General features: G+C 68.8%; 16 protein-coding genes. 12 read left to right on the top strand and 4 right to left on the bottom strand.

Features of this window, described 5'->3' with window-relative positions:
• The first annotated feature begins 171 nt into the window (after window positions 1–171).
• Both ABZV91_RS22550 and ABZV91_RS22555 read left to right on the top strand, forming a co-directional pair.
• Window positions 172–1578 carry an acyl-CoA dehydrogenase family protein gene (locus tag ABZV91_RS22550; RefSeq protein WP_355244964.1) on the top strand — a complete coding sequence of 469 codons (1407 nt, stop codon included), beginning with the start codon at window positions 172–174 and terminating at the stop codon, window positions 1576–1578.
• A gap of 40 nt (window positions 1579–1618) precedes the next feature.
• The gene (locus ABZV91_RS22555) at window positions 1619–2839 is read left to right on the top strand and encodes an acyl-CoA dehydrogenase family protein (protein WP_355244966.1); all 1221 of its coding nucleotides are present in this window, start codon (window positions 1619–1621) and stop codon (window positions 2837–2839) included.
• Between the two features lie 82 nt (window positions 2840–2921).
• Here ABZV91_RS22555 and ABZV91_RS22560 read toward each other — a convergent pair whose 3' ends face one another.
• Window positions 2922–3854 carry an MBL fold metallo-hydrolase gene (locus tag ABZV91_RS22560; protein ID WP_355244969.1) on the bottom strand — a complete coding sequence of 311 codons (933 nt, stop codon included), beginning with the start codon at window positions 3852–3854 and terminating at the stop codon, window positions 2922–2924.
• A 116-nt stretch (window positions 3855–3970) separates the two neighbouring features.
• Between ABZV91_RS22560 and ABZV91_RS22565 the strand changes: the two genes are divergently transcribed.
• The 6 genes from ABZV91_RS22565 (at window position 3971) to ABZV91_RS22590 (ending at window position 11153) form a co-directional block, all read left to right on the top strand.
• Window positions 3971–4411, top strand: a complete 441-nt coding sequence (locus ABZV91_RS22565; protein WP_355244972.1) for a MarR family transcriptional regulator — start codon at window positions 3971–3973, stop codon at window positions 4409–4411.
• Window positions 4412–4635: 224 nt separating this feature from the next.
• Window positions 4636–5271 (top strand): hypothetical protein, encoded by a 636-nt coding sequence (locus ABZV91_RS22570; protein ID WP_355244975.1) that lies wholly within the window; start codon window positions 4636–4638, stop codon window positions 5269–5271.
• A 201-nt stretch (window positions 5272–5472) separates the two neighbouring features.
• Complete coding sequence (locus ABZV91_RS22575) at window positions 5473–7092, top strand: acyl-CoA synthetase (protein ID WP_355244978.1); 1620 nt, start codon at window positions 5473–5475, stop codon at window positions 7090–7092.
• A 170-nt stretch (window positions 7093–7262) separates the two neighbouring features.
• On the top strand, window positions 7263–8909 hold the full coding sequence (locus tag ABZV91_RS22580) for an acyl-CoA synthetase (protein ID WP_355244981.1): 1647 nt from the start codon (window positions 7263–7265) through the stop codon (window positions 8907–8909).
• Window positions 8910–8962: 53 nt separating this feature from the next.
• Window positions 8963–9526 carry a hypothetical protein gene (locus tag ABZV91_RS22585; RefSeq protein WP_355244983.1) on the top strand — a complete coding sequence of 188 codons (564 nt, stop codon included), beginning with the start codon at window positions 8963–8965 and terminating at the stop codon, window positions 9524–9526.
• 184 nt (window positions 9527–9710) lie between these two features.
• The gene (locus ABZV91_RS22590; RefSeq protein ID WP_355244986.1) at window positions 9711–11153 is read left to right on the top strand and encodes a PepSY domain-containing protein; all 1443 of its coding nucleotides are present in this window, start codon (window positions 9711–9713) and stop codon (window positions 11151–11153) included.
• Between the two features lie 45 nt (window positions 11154–11198).
• On the opposite strand, the gene galK is transcribed toward ABZV91_RS22590, so the two are convergent.
• A complete protein-coding gene (gene galK / locus ABZV91_RS22595) occupies window positions 11199–12344 on the bottom strand; it encodes a galactokinase (protein ID WP_355244988.1) in 1146 nt (381 codons plus the stop codon).
• A 305-nt stretch (window positions 12345–12649) separates the two neighbouring features.
• On the opposite strand from galK, the gene ABZV91_RS22600 reads away from it, so the two are divergent.
• On the top strand, window positions 12650–14170 hold the full coding sequence (locus ABZV91_RS22600) for a GGDEF domain-containing protein (protein WP_355244991.1): 1521 nt from the start codon (window positions 12650–12652) through the stop codon (window positions 14168–14170).
• 186 nt (window positions 14171–14356) lie between these two features.
• Here ABZV91_RS22600 and ABZV91_RS22605 read toward each other — a convergent pair whose 3' ends face one another.
• Window positions 14357–15109 carry a DUF6319 family protein gene (locus ABZV91_RS22605; RefSeq protein ID WP_355244994.1) on the bottom strand — a complete coding sequence of 251 codons (753 nt, stop codon included), beginning with the start codon at window positions 15107–15109 and terminating at the stop codon, window positions 14357–14359.
• Between the two features lie 162 nt (window positions 15110–15271).
• Between ABZV91_RS22605 and ABZV91_RS22610 the strand changes: the two genes are divergently transcribed.
• Together ABZV91_RS22610 and ABZV91_RS22615 are read left to right on the top strand one after the other, a co-directional pair.
• Window positions 15272–16087 (top strand): nuclear transport factor 2 family protein, encoded by an 816-nt coding sequence (locus ABZV91_RS22610; protein ID WP_355244997.1) that lies wholly within the window; start codon window positions 15272–15274, stop codon window positions 16085–16087.
• 187 nt (window positions 16088–16274) lie between these two features.
• Complete coding sequence (locus ABZV91_RS22615; RefSeq protein ID WP_355245000.1) at window positions 16275–17276, top strand: diiron oxygenase; 1002 nt, start codon at window positions 16275–16277, stop codon at window positions 17274–17276.
• A gap of 54 nt (window positions 17277–17330) precedes the next feature.
• On the opposite strand, the gene ABZV91_RS22620 is transcribed toward ABZV91_RS22615, so the two are convergent.
• Window positions 17331–18062, bottom strand: a complete 732-nt coding sequence (locus ABZV91_RS22620; protein ID WP_355245003.1) for a TetR/AcrR family transcriptional regulator — start codon at window positions 18060–18062, stop codon at window positions 17331–17333.
• Between the two features lie 527 nt (window positions 18063–18589).
• Here ABZV91_RS22620 and ABZV91_RS22625 point away from each other — a divergent pair.
• The gene (locus ABZV91_RS22625) at window positions 18590–18769 is read left to right on the top strand and encodes a hypothetical protein (RefSeq protein WP_355245006.1); all 180 of its coding nucleotides are present in this window, start codon (window positions 18590–18592) and stop codon (window positions 18767–18769) included.
• The last annotated feature ends 99 nt before the right edge of the window (window positions 18770–18868 follow it).

Below are 18868 nucleotides of genomic sequence, written 5' to 3' on the forward strand. Positions count from 1 at the left end.
CCCCGGCCCTGGGGCGGGCGTTCTGGGGTTCATCGGCCACCGTTCTGCGCGCGCGTCCGTTCAGCAGGACGTAGCGACCACTCGACGCCTTTCTTACTCCGCAGTAAGATAGCCTTACTCCGCAGTAAGATCCCCGGGGTCCGACCCTCACCCCCGCGCGAGAAACAGGTGATGATGAGCATTCGAGACAGCGCTACCGAGCGGCGGTCGCACCACGGCGCCCGCCAGGAGAACGGGGTGGGCCTGCACCAACCCAAACGGGACTGGATGGGCGCCGCCATGCGGGTCATGTCGACCATCACCGGATCGGAGCTGGCCGAGAAGTACAACCTGCGCAAGCCGATCGACCGGGTCACCTACCAGAGCACCAAAACCGGATTCCGCACCCTCGGCGCCGCCACCCGGGCCTTCAACAAGGTCGCCGGTGGCGGAGCGCCCAAGCGACTACCGGACAACGAGTCGAAGACCAAGGACTACTTCGACCTCACCCCCACCGACGAACAGCAGATGATCGTCGAGACGGTGCGCGAGTTCGCGGCCGAGATCCTGCGCCCGGCCGCGCACGACGCCGACGAGGCGGCCGCCGCGCCGGCGGATCTGCTCGGCCGGGCCGCGGAACTGGGTATCACCCTCATCAACGTCCCCGAGGAACTCGAGGGCGCGGCCACCGAACGCGGCGCCGTCACCAACACGATGGTCGCCGAGGCCCTCGCGCACGGCGATATGGGGCTCGCGCTACCGCTGCTCGCGCCGAGCGGTGTCGCGGTCGCGCTGTCCCAGTGGGGTACCGACGCCCAGCAGCAGACCTACCTGCCGGCCTTCACCGGGGAGAACGTGCCCCAGGCCTCGGTGGTGATCAGCGAGCCGCGCGCGCTGTTCGATCCGTTCGTGTTGCAGACCAAGGCCGTGCGTTCACCCAGCGGGTACCGGTTGAACGGCGTCAAGAGCCTGGTCCCCGCGGCCGCCGACGCGGAGATCTTCGTCGTGGGCGCCGAACTGGACGGACGCCCGGCCCTGTTCGTGGTGGAATCCGATGCCAAGGGCCTGTCGGTGGAAGCCGATCCGAGCATGGGCCTGCGCGCGGCCGGGTTGGGCCGGCTGGTCTTGGACAATGTCGCTGTAGCCGCCGACGCGATCCTCGGCGAAGGCGACGCCGCACAGCACGCGGCCGACTACCGCGACGCCGTCCAGCTCGCCCGCCTCGGCTGGGCCGCGCTGGCCACCGGCACCGGACAGGCCGTCCTGGACTACGTGATCCCCTACGTCAACGAGCGGGAAGCCTTCGGCGAACCGATCAGCCACCGGCAGGCGGTCGCGTTCATGGTCGCCGATATCGCCATCGAACTCGACGGACTGCGGCTGGTCACGCTGCGCGGCGCCGCCCGCGCCGAACAGGGCCTCACCTTCGCCCGCGAAGCGGCGCTGGCCAAGAAGCTGGCGGCGGACAAGGGGATGCGCTTCGGGCTGGACGGCGTCCAGTTGCTCGGCGGCCACGGTTTCACCAAGGAGCACCCGGTCGAACGCTGGTACCGCGATCTGAGGGGTATCGCGGTCGCCGAGGGCGTGGTGTTGGTCTGAGTTCGCGGCGTCGTCACAGCTCTTTTCCCAGGAGACTTTCATGATCAATCTCGAACTTCCCAAGAAGCTGCGGGCCAGCGCCAACCAGGCGCATCAGGTCGCCGCGCAGATCTTCCGGCCCATCTCGCGCAAATACGATCTCGGCGAACACGAATATCCGGTGGAACTCGACACCATGGCCGCCATGGTCGACGGGCTCAGCGATTCGGGCACGCAGAAGATCAGCGGGGCCAGCGGCGGCCGCTCCGATGACGAGCCGCCCTCCACCGATGTGCTCGTCAACGCCAACGGCGGCAATATGTCGGCGCTGCTCAACGCCCTGGAAACCTCGTGGGGCGATGTCGGGCTGATGCTCTCCATCCCCTATCAGGGGCTGGGCAACGCCGCGATCGCCGCCGTGGCCACCGACGAACAGCTGGAACGATTCGGCAAGGTGTGGGCCTCGATGGCGATCACCGAGCCGAGCTTCGGCTCCGATTCGGCCGCGGTCACCACCACCGCCGTCCTCGACGGCGACGAGTGGGTGCTCAACGGCGAGAAGATCTTCGTCACCGCGGGCCAGCGGTCCACCCATATCGTGGTGTGGGCGTCGGTGGACCGCAGTCTCGGCCGCGCCGCCATCAAATCGTTCGTGGTCCCGCGCGACGCTCCCGGGCTGTCGGTGGCCCGGCTCGAGCACAAGCTCGGTATCAAGGCCTCCGATACCGCGGTCTTGCTGCTGCAGGACTGCCGGATCCCGAAGGACAATATCCTCGGCAGCCCGGAAGTACACGCGGAGAAGGGATTCGCGGGGGTCATGCAGACCTTCGACAACACCCGCCCGCTGGTCGCCGCCATGGCCATCGGTGTCACCCGCGCCGCGCTGGAGGAATTGCGCGCCATCCTCACCGACGCGGGTATCGAGATCTCCTACGACACCCCGCCCAACAATCAGCACGCGGCGGCGGCCGAATTCCTGCGGATGGAAGCCGACTACGAATCCGCCTATCTGCTGGCCTTGCGAGCGGCCTGGATGGCCGACAACAAGAAACCCAATTCGCTCGAGGCATCGATGTCCAAGGCGAAGGCGGGCCGCACCGGCACCGATGTGACGCTGAAGTCGGTGGAACTGGCCGGCGCGGTCGGCTACTCGCAGCGGCTGCTGCTGGAGAAGTGGGGCCGGGACTCGAAGATCCTGGACATCTTCGAGGGCACCCAGCAGATCCAGCAGCTCATTGTCGCCCGCCGGGTCCTGGGCAAGACCAGCGCCGAACTGAAGTAGGCGACGGACGGACCGGTGCGGGCTCGCCCAGCGGACCCGCACCGGTCCCCCGCGTCCGGGCGACGCCGGGGGCGTCCGGACGTCAGGGCAACGGCACCCAGGAGGTACGGCCGGCGTCGTCGCGGGCGACCGTACCGAACACGACGTCGGCGAAATGATTGCCGAAGGCCAGGTCGCCGGTGGCGGCGAGTTCGTCGACCAGCCGGTTTCTCGCCTGTGCCGACGCGACCCGATCGTGGTCCACACCCGAGGACCAGTGCGGATATCGGACCTGTAGCGGCGTGTGCAGCGCGTCGCCGAAGGCGAGCAGACGCCGGCCGCCGGAAGTTATCGAATAGCTCGTATGCCCGGCGGTATGACCCGCCGCCACCATCGCCCGCACGCCGGGGAAGATCTCTTCGCCGTCGGCGATCGTGCGGACCTTGGAGCTCATCACCTCGAGCATGCCCGGCGTCACCGCATGTTCGGGCGACGGGTGCCGGTGCGCCCATTCGGTTTCGGCGACCAGGTAGTCGGCTGCGGTGAACACCGGGCCGCCGGTGTCGGCCGGATGTGCTGCCCAGCCGATGTGGTCGCCGTGCAGATGAGTGAATGCCACCGCCTCGATGGTGTGCGGCGCCCGGCCGGCCCGGGCCAGATTGTCCAGCAGCGCGCCGCCACCGAGAGCGCCGATCAGCGGGTTGCCCGGGTCGTCCGGCACCGTAACCGGCCCGACGCCGCTATCGATCAGCAGCGCGCGGTCCCCGAGCTCGACGAGCAGGCCGCCGATAGCGGCTACCAGGTACCCCTTCTCGTCGAGGTGATCGGCGTGCGCCACCCAGTCCTCGGCGGTGGTGTCGGGCAGCCAGCCGCGCGGTGCCAGGCCCACCGCCCCGTCGGGGACGTAGGTGACGGTCAGCTCACCCAATCGGATCGACCGGAGGAGTCCCGGGCGGCGCAGGCGTTGCCCGGCATCGGGGCCGGTGGTTCCGGCAAACGGATCGATGAGTTCGGTGGCCGGATGGACTGTGGTCATGGTGGGACTCCTGGCTCGGGTGCGGCGTGGCTGTCGGCCACTCGCCATAAGATTAAAGTTAGAATGGTTCTAGTTGCAACTATTGAAGTTGAATGAACTTCGCTAGGATCGTGACCATGAGCGATTCACCCAGGACGCACGCCGAAAGCCTCGCAGCCGCGGAGCGCGAACTGTGCGGGCTGGTCAACGCGCTCAACCACCGCATCGAGAACCATGTGCGCCTGCGGGCCACCCCGCTGGGCCTCAGTGCGCCGCAGGCGGTCGCGCTGCGCGAGCTGACCGGGCCGATGACCATGCGCGAACTGGCCGAGCGCATGAGCTGCGAACCCTCGAACGCGACGTTCATCGTCGACCGACTCGAGGCGAACGGCTATGTCGAACGCCGCGCCCACCCCACGGACCGGCGCGCCAAACAACTCGTCCTCACGACGGCGGGTAGCGAACTGCGCGCGCGCCTGCTCGACCTGCTCGCTGCCGATTCCCCTTTACAACCCCTCACCCAGCAGGAACAGCGAACGCTGCGGCAGCTGCTCCAGCGCGCGGTCACCGCCGGCTGACCCGGGCCGCCGTCGCGCCGGATACGAAACCGCGACCGACCGGCCGCGCGGCGGTCCTGGACACCGTCGGAAGCGAGTGACAGGGTTTGTTCGATCGAACCGTCCGATCGGCGACGCCGGACCGCTTCCGGTTCCGGACCCGCGCCCGGACGGGTTCCACCCGCTACACCACTACCGAGTCACTGAGCAGCACCCCGGACATCGCCTCTGCAAGGAGACTGGTTATGCGTATATCGGCCTTGACCCGTCGGCTCCTCACCTCCGCCGTGGGGACCGCCGCAGCCACGGTTCTGTTCACCGGGCACGCGACCGCCGAACCCGCCCAGGTCGATTGGGCTTCGGCCACCCAGGCCCTGCACACCGCCGCGGCGGGAGATCCGGCCGCCGAACAGGCGGTGTCCCGGCTGCTCGGCGACGCGCGGGTCGCCGCCGCCTCCCGGGACGCCGCGCTGCCCGCACAACCGTTCCAGATCCCGGCCGAATCCACCGTGGGCCGCGGCGGCGGCCCCGGCATGTACGGCTCGGGCCTGTCGCTGAACATCGACGGCTTCCGGTTCGCGTTCTTCGGCGGACCGGGCACGATCGCCCCGAACCAGACGGGCGCCCGGCTGGACGTGGTATGGCTCAATCTCAACAACGGCCGCAGCGGTATCGAGCAGCTGACCGAGCACCGCGACATCATCGCCGACACCACCATCCGCACCCGGACGATCGATCCCGGCCCGGGCATGATCGTCGCCGCGGTGTACGGCAACCTGTGGCACCGCTGGCCGGTGCCGGTGAGCCCGGAGCACCCGGACGGCTTCCAGTACGTGCGCGGCGACATCACCTTCCCGTCGATGGGCTCGGTGTACCACTGACCCGCGAGCCGGTGTGCGCGAGTGCGTCGAATATCCGACACCCGTGCGCACCGGCCACCTCGGGGGGCGCTCACGGATGTCTTTTTTGTCCGGTGCGTACGTTGTGAGCGATTACACTTTCACTGCTACGGTGGCGACCGATATGCCGTTCGGAATCGCTAGGTCGAGTGCCGACGCGAGGATCTGTGGAGGTGTTCGAAGGTGAACCTGGCGCACACGCTGGAAGTCGTCAAGGCATACGGGCTGCTGCAGTCCAGCGGATTCATCGATCTGAAGAATCCGGGGGAAACGCTGCGGACACTGAAGGATTCCAAGACCTACATCCCACAGGCCACCCTGATCATGCACTCCGCGCGCATCGCGCCGGACGCGCCCGGTCTGGCCGACGAACGCGGCGAACTGACCTACCGCGAACTGGACGAGCAATCCACCAAGATCGCGCACGGGCTGCGCGACGCGGGAATCACCGAGGGCACCGTGATCGGCATCCTCGCCCGGGACCATCGCGGACTGATCCTATCCATGGCCGCCGCGGGCAAGCTCGGCGTGAAGATCGCGCTGATGAATACCGGGTTCGCCAAACCGCAGTTCGCCGAGGTGTGCGAACGGGAGAAGGTCAAGGCGGTCCTGCACGACAGCGAATTCCTCGGCCTGCTCGACGCCCTGCCCGCGGATATGCCGCGCTTCCTCACCTGGGTGGATGAGGGCACCGAAATCCCCGCGGGCGCCCGGACGCTGGACGATCTGATCGCCGAGAACGGCACCGGGGCATTGCCCGTCCCGGCCAAGCCCGGCGGTTTCATCATCCTCACCAGCGGCACCACCGGTCTCCCGAAGGGCGCGCCGCGCGAGAAGGCCAGCCCGGTGGCGACCGCCCAGTTCCTGGACCGGATGCCGTTCCCCAAGCGCGGCACCGTCGTCATCGTCTCGCCGATCTTCCACAGCACGGGTCTGGGTACGTACCTGGTGAGCATCGGCCTCACCAACAAGATCGTCATGCGGCGCCGGTTCGATGCCGAGGCCACCCTGAAGATGATCTCCGATCACAAGGCCGAACTGCTGGTCGCGGTGCCGACCATGCTGCACCGGATGGTGGAACTGCCCGCCGAGGTCCGGGCGAAGTACGACACGTCCTCGCTGAAGGGGATCATCCTCGCGGGTTCGGCGCTGTCCCCCGAATTGTGCGTCAAGGCGACCGAGGCATTCGGGCACGTGCTGTACAACCTCTACGGCTCCACCGAGGTCGCCATCGCCACCGTGGCCCAGCCCGCCGACCTGGCCAAGGCCCCCGGTACGGTCGGCCGCCCGCCACTCACCTGCGATGTCCGCCTCTACGACGACAACGACAAGGCCGTGACCGCCGACAACGTCACCGCCCGGATCTTCGTCCGCAGCGGCGCGCCCTTCGAGGGCTACACCGACGGCCGGCACAAGCAGATCATCGACGGCTACATGTCCAGCGGCGACGTCGGCCATTTCACCGAGGACGGCCTGCTCATGGTGGACGGCCGCGACGACGACATGATCGTCTCCGGCGGGGAGAACGTGTTCCCGCAGGAGGTCGAGAACCTGCTGCTCGAACGCGACGACATCTTCGACGCCGCAGTGGTCGGCGTGGACGATGTGGAGTTCGGAAAGCGGCTGCGCGCGTTCGTCGTCCCCGAACCCGGCCACACCCCGGACGAGGCCGAGATCAAGACCTACGTCAAGGAGAACCTGGCCCGATACAAGGTGCCGCGCGAGGTCGTATTCCTCGACGATCTGCCCCGCAACCCCACCGGCAAACTGCTGCGCCGGGTGCTGGTGGAATACGAGGTCTGACAACCTTTCTCGACGGGAAACCGGGAATTCTCACAGTAATGTCCCGGTTTCCCTACTGTCCGAGACAATCGGATGGAAGTCCCCGCGGCGGTTGCTAGGGTTGACGGTGCACAGGAGTTCGAGGAGGTAACCGCCGGTTCCCGGCGGTACACCGCGGAAGGTTGTCGCCGATGACATTGTCGCTGCCCGGCCCGGTTCGTAGAGCCGGTGATATCGCCCTGGCCGTGAACGTGATGCGCAAACGCGGCCTCTTCGATCCGCTGCGGCTCGACCACGCCGTCCGGTCGATGAGCAACGCGACCAGATACGGCCCGTTCGCCGGTGTGGTCATGCACGCCGTGCAGACCCGCCCCGACTCCCCGGCCATCGTCGACGAGAAGGGCGAACTCACCTTCCGCGAACTCGACGACCGCTCGAACGCCTTCGGCCGCGGCCTCACCGAACACGGGCTCCGGCCCGGTGACGTGGTCGCGGTCCTGGCCCGCGACCACCGCGGCATGGTGCTGAGCATGCTGACCGCAGGAAAACTCGGCCTGCGCGCGGTCCTGATGAACACCGGCTTCGCCACACCGCAGTTCGCCGACGTGGCCGAACGCGAGAAGATCAAAGCGGTGCTGCACGACAGCGAGTTCTTCGACCTGATGAGCGCCATCCCCGCCGAGATCCCGCGAATCCTCACCTGGGTCGACGAATCCGACGATGCCGACCCCGCGATCCCGACGGTCGAATCCGTCTCGGCCGGGCAGTCCACCGCACCGCTGGCGGCCCCCGGCAAACCGGGTGGGACGGTCATCCTCACCAGCGGTACCACCGGCACACCCAAGGGCGCTCCACGCGACAAGGTCAGCCCGTTCATCACCGCCCAGTTCATCGACCGCGTACCGCTGCCGACCGACGGCACCATGGTGATGGCCGCGCCCATCTTCCACGGCACCGGACTGTCCCAGTTCTCTCTCGGCCTGGCGCTGGGCAACCGGGTGGTGTTCCAGCAGCGCCGCTTCGACCCCGAACTCACTCTGGCCAATATCGCCCGTTACCGGGCGGATTCGCTGGTCGTGGTGCCCACCATGCTGCAACGAATCCTGGACCAGCCGAAAGAGGTGCTCGACCGCTACGACGTCTCCTCGCTCCGGGTGATCTTCGCGGCGGGTTCGGCCATCCAGCCCGATGTGGTGGTGCGCACGGGCGAACACTTCGGCGATGTGCTGTACAACCTGTACGGCTCCACCGAATGCGCGGTGATCACCGTGGCGACACCGCAGGAACTGAAGAAGTCGCCGACCACCGCGGGCCGGGCACCGGTCGGGGTGCGGATCGCCCTCTACGACGAGAACCGTCAGCGGATCACCGCGCCGAATGTCACCGGGACGATCTTCATCGACAACCCGCACGCCTTCAAGGCCTACACCGACGGGCGTACCAAGGAGACCGTCGACGGCATGATGTCCAGCGGCGATGTCGGGCATTTCGATTCCGACGGCCTGCTGTTCATCGACGGCCGCGACGACGACATGATCGTCTCGGGTGGCGAGAACGTGTTCCCGCAGGAGGTCGAACACCTCATCGCCGAGCGGCCCGATGTGCTCGAGGCCGCGGTGGTGGGCGTGGACGATCGCGAGTTCGGCAAACGACTGCGCGCCGTCGTGGTCCCGGGGCCGGATTCGTCCCGGGATGCCCAGGAGATCAAGGACTACGTGAAGGCGAATCTGGCCCGCTACAAAGTTCCGCGCGAAGTGCTGTTCCTCGACGAACTGCCACGCAACGCCACCGGGAAACTGCTGCGCAAGCCACTGACGGAACTCGAACCCGGCGACTGAGCCCCGGGCCCGGTCCGCCCCGGGCAGGCGGGGTGGTCGGATATCATCCTCTGGTGCGTATCAGGTTCGGTTCCACCCATGTGGTGGGCCATCTCGGCGCCGCTCGCTTTCGCGGTGCGGCGGCCGGCCTGATCTCCGGGGCCGTCTCGGTGGCCGCGCACGGGTGGGCGGCCGAGACGAGCCGGCCCGGCGGGACGGCGGTAGTACTGCTGGCGCTGGCGTCGGCGGCGGTCGGGGCCCTGGTCGCCGGCGTACGCCCGCTGCGCACCGGAACCGCCGGACTCGCCGTGGCCTTGACCGCCGGGCAGCTGCTCGGCCATCTCAGCCTCGGCTGGGGTTCCGGCCATCTGCACCACGGCGACCTCCAGCTCACCCCCACCATGCTCGCGGCCCACTTCGTCGTCGCCTGCGCCGCGGCGGTGGTCGTACGGGGCGCGGAATTCGCCTACCGGGCCGCCGCGACCGCTCTGGCGCGCCTGGTACCGGTCGCACCCCGGCCGCCGGTCCTCCCGGACCCGCCCCCGCTGCGGCTCCTCCATCGTGACCGCGTCGTCGCCTGGATTCTCGCGGCCGATACCGGCCGCACCCGAGCACCGCCCCGAACCGTCCTGCTCTGACCTCCCACCCGGCTGTCCCGGCCGGGCGCTGTCTCGTGCTGCGGTGACTCCCGCACGCGCCTCGCGCCCGCGCCCTGCCGGTTTCCCTCAACGCGGCGGCCCGCCCCCACAGTGCGCGCCGCGTCCCCGTGCACCCGCCCGTCTCCGGCGGGTGCCGGGCCAGCACAGGACGCAGGTAATACCGATGAGTACCACCGAGGTCCCCGCGGCGCCCGACAGCGCCGCCCCGGCGACCGGTTCACCCAGTCCGGGCAGGGGCGCGTTCCGCGCGCTCGCGCTGCGGCTGCATTTCTACGCCGGCCTCTTCGTGGGGCCGTTTCTCCTGATAGCGGCGGTCACCGGCGGTCTCTACGCCGTCGCGCCCGGTATCGAATCCTTCGTGAACCGGGATCTGCTCTCCGTGGATTCCCGCGGACCCGAACGGCCGCTGGCCGAACAGGTGGCCGCCGGAACCGCGGTCCGTCCGGACCTCACCCTGGTGGCAGTCGCGCCCGCGCCGGCACCGGGCGAGACCACCCGGGTCCTGTTCAGCGATCCCGCCCTCGGCGAATCCGAGCGCCGCGCCGTCTTCGTCGATCCGGTGACCGCGCGTCCGGTGGGCGAATCGGTGGTGTACGGCAGTTCCGGCGCGCTGCCGTTCCGGGCGTGGGTGTCGCAGGTACACCGCCACCTGCATCTCGGCGAACCCGGCCGGTTGTATTCCGAACTGGCGGCCTCCTGGCTGTGGCTGATCGCTCTCGCCGGTCTCGTCCTGTGGTTCCGCCGCGTACGCAACCGACGCCGGCGCGATACCGCGCGGTGGCTGTTCGTCCCGAATCTCGCGAACATGCGGGAACGCCGGCTGAATTGGCATGCGGTGGTCGGGGTGTGGATTCTCCCGCTGGCGCTGCTGCTCTCGGCCACCGGTCTGACCTGGTCGACCTACGCGGGCGCCAATATCGAGACACTCCGCGAGAATCTCCGCTGGACCACCCCCGCCGTCGCGACCGCTTTGCCCGGGAACGCGGCGCCCGCCGACACCGGGCACGGCGACCATCACAGCGGTCATCCGGCCGGCCACGCCGTTCCGGTGGAGCGGATCCGGCAACTGGACAGGGTCCTCGCCGCGGCACGTGCTGCCGGAGTCACCCGCCCGGCGGAGATCACGATCCCCGCGACCGACGCGACCGCGTTCACAGTGAAAGAACGGCGGTTACCGGGCACCTTGACCGCCGACGCCGCGGCCGTCGACGGGTTCACCGGCACCGTGACCGAGTGGCTCCCCTACTCCGAGTGGCCGTTCATGGCCAAGATGGCGAACTGGGGCATCCAGCTGCATATGGGCCTGATGTTCGGCCCGCTCAACCAGTTGCTGCTGCTGGCGGCGGCGATCGGGCTGGTCACGGTGATCGTGCGCGGATACCTCATGTGGTGGCAGCGGCGGCCGACCGGAACCGCACACCGCTTCGCAGTGGGTAGGCCGCCGCGCCGCGGCGCCCTGCGGCGGTCGGCCCTCCTGGCGGTGCCGGTGTTGGGCGCGGCAGCGCTGATCGGCTGGTTCGCTCCGGTATTCGGCCTGAGTCTGCTGGGCTTCCTCCTGGTCGACCTCGCCGTCGGCGCGGTGCGCCGCGTTCGCCCGGCGACCTGAGGGGAGGGAGGTCCGGCGCCGTGGCGGCCACGGCACCGGATCTCCTCACCCGACCGGGCCGGCTCCTGGACCGGCCACGGCCTCGATGGCCCGTGCGTCGGGAAAACCCTTGTCCGCGAGTCGTTCTCGGACCGCTCCCTCGACTCGGCCGGCGGCGCCGGTATCGACCAGGGCGATGATGCTGCCGCCGAACCCACCACCGACCATCCGCGACCCGTGGGCGCCGGCCGTGCGGGCCGCGTCCACCGCCGCGTCCAGCACCTCGGTGGATACTTCGAAATCGTCACGCAACGAATCGTGTCCCGCATCGAGAAGGGGGCCGATCTCGCGCGGATCGGCGCCCGAGCGCAGCAGGTCCGCGACCCCGCGCACCCGATCGTTCTCGCCGAGTACATGTCGCGCCCGCCGGTACAGCACCGGATCGGTGAGCCCCGCCAGCTGCCCGGCATCGTCGATATCGCGCAGCGAATCGACCCCGAGAGCGGCCGCGGCGGCGGCGCATTCGGCGCGGCGGGCGCCGTACCCGCCCGCCGCGTGCTCATGGGTCTGCCCCGTATCGATCACCAGCAGCCGCAGGCCGGTGGCCGCGAGATCGAACGGTATCTGTTCGAAACCGCCTGATCCGGACGCACCGAAGGCACGAACATCCAGGTACAGGGCGTGTCCCGCGGTGCACAGGATGGACGCCGCCTGGTCCAGGATCCCGGTCGGCGCCCCCACGTAATCGTTTTCGGCGGCCCGGGCGATATCGATCAGTTCCCGGTCGCCGACTTCGGGCGCGCACAGATCGCGGACCGCCACCGCGGCGGCGCAGCACAGCGCCGCGGACGAGGACAGCCCGGCCCCGGCGGGCACCGCGCCGTCGAAATCCAGCTCCAGACCCTCGATCCCGTACCCCCGGCGCCCGAATTCCGCGACGACGCCCAGCGGGTACCGCGCCCAGCCCGGCAGCAGGTCCCGTTCGGTGGTCAGCGCCGCGGCCGGCAGCCGTACCGGTTCTCCCGGCCGCTGACGCGAGCCCACCCGGACCAGATCGTCACCGTGCCGAACACCTTCGCAGGTGACCACCAGGGGTATCGCTATCGGCAGCACGAGGCCGTCGTTGTAGTCGGTGTGCTCACCGATCAGGTTGACTCGGCCCGGCGCCGACCATCGACCACGCCCGCCGGTGCTCTCCTCACGTTCTGTCACCGAACCACCGTACGAGCCGCCCGCCGGTGACCGAGATCCGCCGCGCCGCCACCATCGCGCCACCTGTTACGACGTTGTTGTGTCAAGAGAGCGACAAATTCGACACTGCGTGTCATCATCGGATCCATAGTCCAGGTTTGGTGGGCCGGACGCACCGCGGACGGCTCGGACATCCCCTCGTACAGGAACACTCGGTTTACGTCAGCCGCCGCTCGATGGACAGGTAGCGCACGACAGACAGATAAGGACCCAGGCCTGCGACGCGGCTCGATTTCACCGGGATCGGAGCGATCAAAGGGGGGCTGATGATCATCAGCGAACCACAGGGAGCAGGGCGGCACGGTCTCCACCGGATGCGTTACGGCGCAGCGTTTTCCGTGATGGTGGGCGCGCCACTCGTGGTGCATCTGATACTCGGGTCCCGTCCGCTGGCGGTGGCTGTCACTCTGTTCGCGGCCGTCGGCACCGTTGTCATGATCGGCTTCGGCCTGCGCCGGCACCGTCCGTCACATCCGCTGCCGTGGTATCTGCTGGCCGGGTCGGCACTCCCCTTCGCGACCGGAACCGTGCTGCGGGAGCTCACCGGCTACGCGTCCACCCCTCTCGACGAGATCTGCACGCTCGCCGGTTATATCGGTTCCGGCCTGGCGGCCCTGATGTGGCTGCGGCCGCGCCAGGCCCGGGCGCACCCCGACATCGTCCTGGACTCGGGACTGATCGGGCTGGGCGCGCTGCTGGCGTCCTGGATCTTTCTGATCGCTCCCGTCCTGCACTCCGAGACTCCGGGCGTGAATACGGTCACGGCGGTGGCTCTGCCGGTCTGCGATGCGCTGCTGCTCACCTTGCTGGCGCATTCGCTGGCCACCTCGAGCCGCTCGGAAACATCGCTGCGCCTGTTGCACACCGCCCTGGCGGGTGTGCTGGCGGCCGATCTCGGGTTCCGTCTGGTCGCGGCCGGCACCCTGAACACGGCGCCGGATGTGCTGGTGCTTCCGTTGATCGGCGCGTACATGGCGGCCGGGGCGGCGGCCCTGCACCCCACCATGGCGACACTGGGTGCGCCGCGGGCGATCCGGATCAACCATTCCCGCCAGCGGGCCAGCGTCATCGCCGTCGCCCTGGTGCTTTCCTCGCTGGTGCCGGTGGCCCGGGCCCCGCTGAGCCCGCTCGACCAGGTCATCGTGTCCTCGGTGCTCGCTCTGCTGCTCATCGGATTGCTGATCCGCAGCGAACGCGCGATCGGCCACAGCACCCGCAGCGAACGACGCGCCCAGTACCAGGCCGATCACGATCCCCTCACCGGGTTGCTCAACCGCTCCGCACTGCTGCGGGTCCTGCACCGGGAGCACCGGGATTGGGCCGAACGCGCGCTCTGTCTGCTGTTCATCGATCTCGACGAGTTCAAGGCGATCAACGACAGCTACGGGCACACCGTCGGCGACGAGCTGATCGCCGAGGCCGCCACCCGGATCCGCTCCACCGTACGCCGCGACGACGTGGTGGCACGCTACGGCGGGGACGAATTCGTCGTCCTGGCTCCGCTGGAGCGGATGGAAGCGACCAAAATGGCCGAACGCCTACTCGGGGTGTTCATGAAGCCGTTCCAGCTCAGTACCGGCGAAGTACCACTGACGGCCAGTATCGGGCTGGCCTGCGGCGGCCCCCGCGATATCGACGCCAGTATCTACGACCTCATCCGCGATGCGGACGCCGCCATGTACCAGGCGAAACGACGCGGCTTCGGCTACATGTTCCACGACTCGATCCGGTACACCCCGGCCGAACCGAGCCGCCATGGCTGGCGGCCGCGGGAAACAGCTGTCTGAGCACGTCCGAACACTCGGAAAGAACCCAGAATTCCTACGCGGCCACGCGCCCCGGTGGGTTCGCAACGGCCCTGACGCGCGACAAGTGCCGACGTCTCGGCCGCAGCCCGGTCACACCGTTGTTCCACGATGGGCGCGACCCCCGACCGCCGAGACGGCTCGGGGGAACACACTCGCGGACGCGGCTCAGTCCGTCAGCTCTTCGAGGAGTTTGCGTGCCTGCTCGAGTTCGGCCTGCAGCTGCTGGACCTTGGCCTCCTGGGCGCCCCGCACCGAATCCAGCAGACCGTCCACCACCTCGGACACCTCGGGCGGGAACAGTTTCGCCGCCTGGGCCACGGCGGTACCGGTCACCGGGACCGCGCGCGCGGTCCGCTTCTTGCCCGCGATGACATCGACGGTCCACTCACCGTCGGCGGTGCCGTTGATGGTGACGGTGACCTCCGGCGCCTTGGCCTTACGCGCGGCCGGTGCCTTGGCCGCCTTGGCCGGGGACGGGGTTCGCGGCGCCGCGGCCGGCTTCGACTCGGCGGCAGCGCTCTTCGCGGGGGCGGGCGCCGGTTTCCGATCCGCGGCCGAGGGGGCGGAGGTGGTCGGGGACGCGGCGGGAGTCACGGGCGGTTCCTTCTTCTCGGGGGCGGGTTGTGGTGCCGGCGGCGCGGCGGCCGGCTTGTCACGCTGGGGTTTCACCAGCGTGACCTCGGTGGGACCGAAGGACAGCACATCCTTGGACCCGGTGGGCCGGATCTGCAGGAAGTCGCCGTCGGCGGGGTCGCCGAGCGAGACCACCTTGCCCGACCGTCCCTCGGTGACCCCCACCGCCGCGGCGGTGAACCAGACCATCGGCGGGCGCCCCGCGTCGATCTCCGCGGCGATCTCCTCGAGGTCGTTGTCGGACAGGGGTTTCGGTTTCGCGCTCGATGGTGTTCGCGACGGCATGGGGCACTCCGGACAATCTCACTTGTTCGTCGAATAGCTGCGTGCACAGATGATGCCGCACCGCACCGACATTTTCACAAGCAGGGACGGCTACGTCACTCCGCCACCCATAGAACGTGTTCTATTGTGGGAGCGAATTCCGGCCATCCGAAGGGAGTCACCGTGCCGCTGGACCCGACCGCCGCGGATCTGCGCGAGGCGGTGCTCGCTTCCCCCCGCGCCGTCGCGGCCCACGACCGGGCTGCGTGGGTGGGCCTGTTCGCGACCGGTGCGGTGGTCAACGATCCGGTCGGCTCGGACCCGCACACCGGATACGACGCGATCGGCCGGTTCTACGACACCTTCATCGCCCCCAACCACATCGTGTTCGATGTGGCCCACGATTTCGCCGGTCCGGCGACCGTATTGCGCGATCTCACCATCACCATCACGATGTCGACCGGCGCGCGCGTCCGGGTACCGATGCATCTGCGCTACGAAGTGGTCGAGCAGGACGGCGCACTTCGGATCGGACACCTGGCCGCCTACTGGGAACTCGTGCCCATGGTGGGGCAGCTCATGGGCACCGGCCCGAAAGGATGGCGGGCCGGTGCCCGGCTCGGCGGCCTGCTGGTGCGAAACCAGGGCCTGCGCGGCCTCACGGGCATGGCCCGGGCGTGCACCGGAATCGGTGCCGCCGGGAAACGGATCGCGCGACGGTTGTGTGCGGCGGCGGCCGCCGGCGATACCGCGGCGGTCACGGCGCTGACCGGCGACCGTGACACCGTGCGGTTGTGGTCGGGCGAGTCGATCAGCAGCGCGGAGCTGGCCGTACGGGCGCGCGGCCTGCGGCAGGGCAAGACGTTGGCGGCGGGTCGTTCGGTCACGATCAGCGCTGATCTGCCGTCGGGTCCGGCACTGCTGATCCTGGACTTCCACCCCACCCGGGACCGGATCGAAACGCTGCGGGTGCACACGCATACCGTCACCGCCCGATAGCGGCCGCACCGCCCCGACCCGGGCGTAGTCGCGGAATCCGGTAGGCGGCCTCCGTCTCGCGGCCCGGGACAGATCTCTTCGCAGGGCACGATCGCGCACCGGCTCCGCACACTCTATTTACTGAGACGCGGAGTCCCGGTAAATTCGTCCGTAGAGAGATGTACGCCATACGCACGAGGAGGCACCGATGACGCCGTCGACTCTGCCGCGGGTTCCCGAGCTGGACGCCCGGTATCGCGAGACGCTGGAAACACTGTCGGAGGGCTCGGTGCACCGCCGGTTCGACCCGTACCTGGATATCGACTGGGATTCGCCCGAACTCGCCCTCGATCGCGACGACCCCCGCTGGATCCTCTCCCCCGAATACGATCCGCTCGGCGCCACCCGCTGGTATCGCGAACTGCCGCAGGCGAAGCAGATCGAGATCGGCCGGTGGCGGATCGCCAATGCCATCAAGGTCGGAGCCGCCTTCGAGACCGTCCTCATCCGCGGGATGATGCAGTACATCGCGAAACTGCCCAACGGGTCACCGGAGTTCCGCTACTGCCTGCACGAGATGACCGAAGAGTGCAACCACATCCAGATGTTCCAGGAGCTGGTGAACCGGATCGGCGACGATGTCCCCGGCATGCGCCCGATCTTCCGGGCGCTCTCCCCGTTCATCGGTGTCGCCGGGGGCTATGCGCATGTGGTGCTGTTCCTGGGCATCCTCGGCGGTGAGGAGCCGATCGACCACTACCAGAAGGCGATGATCCGCAACGGCGCGAATCTGCCGCCGCTGGTGGTGCGGACGATGGAGATCCATATCGCCGAGGAAGCGCGGCACATCTCCTTCGCGGGCGAATTCCTGCGCGCACATATCGCGAAACTCGGACCGGTCTCGACCGCGCTGTGCGGGCTGTCCTTCCCACTGGCGCTGCGCTGGCTGGCCGGGGAGATCATGGCGCCGCCGCCGGAGTTCGCCCGCCGTTTCGACGTGCCACGCGAGGTCATCGAGGAAGCGTTCTGGCGGAGCCCGCACTCGCGGCGGATCCTGTCCGGCTACTTCGGCGATATGCGCGCCCTCGCCGACGAGCTCGGCCTGATGAACCCGGTCACCTCGCGGCTGTGGCGGGCACTCGGAATCGACGGCGACCGCTCGCGCTACCGCAGCGAACCGGAACGCCGGGTCCGGGCCTCCGTGGCCTGACCCCGGACGGCCGGGCCGACCGATGACGTTCGGCCCGGTCGGCTACCCGCACCCTCAGTGGGCCGAACTATGCAGTCCGGCGACCACCTGCGCCAGCTCACGGTCCGGGTCCACCGTCACACCGACCCTCCGGGCCGCTCCGTCGAGGATGTACCAGGCGTAGCCGGAGAGATCCGCGACCATCTCCGCCCGCGTCCGGCTCGGCTCCGGGTCGGCGACCCATGCGGCCAGTACCCCTTCGACCATGGTCACCACGGCGAAGGGCACCGGCTCCAGCGCGGCCGAGTCGACCTCGACGATGCGGGCGATCGCCTCGATCAGCTCGCGTGACCGCTCGGTGATCCGGATCTTCAGACTGGAGATCGCGTCCACACTGTCGGGCCCGCCGACCGGCGGGCCGGTCCGCGCGAACGCGGCGAGATTGGGGTGGTCGCCCATCCAGTCCGCGACCGCGCGGACCGTTCGGGTGATGATCTCGCGCACCGAGCCGGACGACACGTCCAGCTGCGCGTCCAGCACGGCCCCCAGCTCGTCGATCAGGTACGAGCGGATGCGCCGGTCCAGATCCTCGCGGCCGCTGAACTGCCGATACACCACGGATTTGGCCACCCCCGCCCGCTCGGCGATCTGCCGCACGGGCACATCGGCGCCCAGGGGTTTTTCCTCCAGCAGTTCGACCGCGGCCCGCAGGATGCGCAACTGGCGCTCGGTATTGTGCTGCTCCCAGCGCGCCTCGTATCCGTTGATCTCCCCCGGAATCCGCGATCGCGACGACGCCACCGACATGCCTGGCAGTGTACTCAGCACCGCCGCCGGGAGCGCTCACTCCCGCGCCGTTCCGCTCCACCGGCCGTCCGACCGGGGATTTCTTCACCGAGATTTCATATGCCGACCCGTTCTGCACGATCAAATGAAAGTACATTTACACCGGCATTAATTCGGGATTGCGCCCGTACATTGCGCAATACATTCGCCATATATTACAAACCGGTCGTTTTGTCGACCCGGGTGCGCCGCGGCGTCGCGTAGCATCGGAAGATGTTCTCGCACAGACACATCCAGAATACCGCGCGAACAGTGGGTTCCACCACGAATAAGTCCCCGGCAGCCCCCGGATTCCAATCCGTGGGCAGTCGGAACGAAAAACGCTAGAATTGCGGCACATTGGTACCGGGCGGGTCCGGCGATCTGCTGTCACTACGTTGCTCGGTCGCGGGAATTCCGGCGACAGCGGTGACGGGGGCGGCGCAATTGGAGCAGCGTACGAATACGCGCAGCGACCCGCCGGCGCACCACGCGTACAGGAGGCAAGGATGCCCGACAACACCGGCCCCGAGGAGAACGACGTGGAATCGACCGCCGAGCACGCACCCGTGATCTGGCCGGAGCCCAGCCGGTTGGACTCCTGGTGGCGCGACATCATGACCGATCCGGCCGTCGCCCCGGCCGCGGACGCCGAACCGGTGCCGCCGAGCCTCACCCGCAACGGCTGATCCGCCTACCGGCCACCGGCCGGGACCCGGCGCCGGAAGGCGGCTGGATCCGCACGCGAACAACAGTGTGTTCGGGCACGCTGACGCAAGGATCAGGGG

Source organism: Nocardia sp. NPDC004568, assembly GCF_040609955.1.
Classification (GTDB): domain Bacteria; phylum Actinomycetota; class Actinomycetes; order Mycobacteriales; family Mycobacteriaceae; genus Nocardia.

What these genes read in the sequence shown, in the direction of transcription:
- ABZV91_RS22550 (WP_355244964.1), top strand. Translation starts at nt 172, where the DNA reads ATGATGAGCATTCGAGACAGCGCTACCGAGCGGCGGTCGCACCACGGC.
- ABZV91_RS22555 (WP_355244966.1), top strand. Translation starts at nt 1,619, where the DNA reads ATGATCAATCTCGAACTTCCCAAGAAGCTGCGGGCCAGCGCCAACCAG.
- ABZV91_RS22560 (WP_355244969.1), bottom strand. Translation starts at nt 3,854, where the DNA reads ATGACCACAGTCCATCCGGCCACCGAACTCATCGATCCGTTTGCCGGA.
- ABZV91_RS22565 (WP_355244972.1), top strand. Translation starts at nt 3,971, where the DNA reads ATGAGCGATTCACCCAGGACGCACGCCGAAAGCCTCGCAGCCGCGGAG.
- ABZV91_RS22570 (WP_355244975.1), top strand. Translation starts at nt 4,636, where the DNA reads ATGCGTATATCGGCCTTGACCCGTCGGCTCCTCACCTCCGCCGTGGGG.
- ABZV91_RS22580 (WP_355244981.1), top strand. Translation starts at nt 7,263, where the DNA reads ATGACATTGTCGCTGCCCGGCCCGGTTCGTAGAGCCGGTGATATCGCC.
- ABZV91_RS22590 (WP_355244986.1), top strand. Translation starts at nt 9,711, where the DNA reads ATGAGTACCACCGAGGTCCCCGCGGCGCCCGACAGCGCCGCCCCGGCG.
- ABZV91_RS22600 (WP_355244991.1), top strand. Translation starts at nt 12,650, where the DNA reads ATGATCATCAGCGAACCACAGGGAGCAGGGCGGCACGGTCTCCACCGG.
- ABZV91_RS22605 (WP_355244994.1), bottom strand. Translation starts at nt 15,109, where the DNA reads ATGCCGTCGCGAACACCATCGAGCGCGAAACCGAAACCCCTGTCCGAC.
- ABZV91_RS22615 (WP_355245000.1), top strand. Translation starts at nt 16,275, where the DNA reads ATGACGCCGTCGACTCTGCCGCGGGTTCCCGAGCTGGACGCCCGGTAT.
- ABZV91_RS22620 (WP_355245003.1), bottom strand. Translation starts at nt 18,062, where the DNA reads ATGTCGGTGGCGTCGTCGCGATCGCGGATTCCGGGGGAGATCAACGGA.
- ABZV91_RS22625 (WP_355245006.1), top strand. Translation starts at nt 18,590, where the DNA reads ATGCCCGACAACACCGGCCCCGAGGAGAACGACGTGGAATCGACCGCC.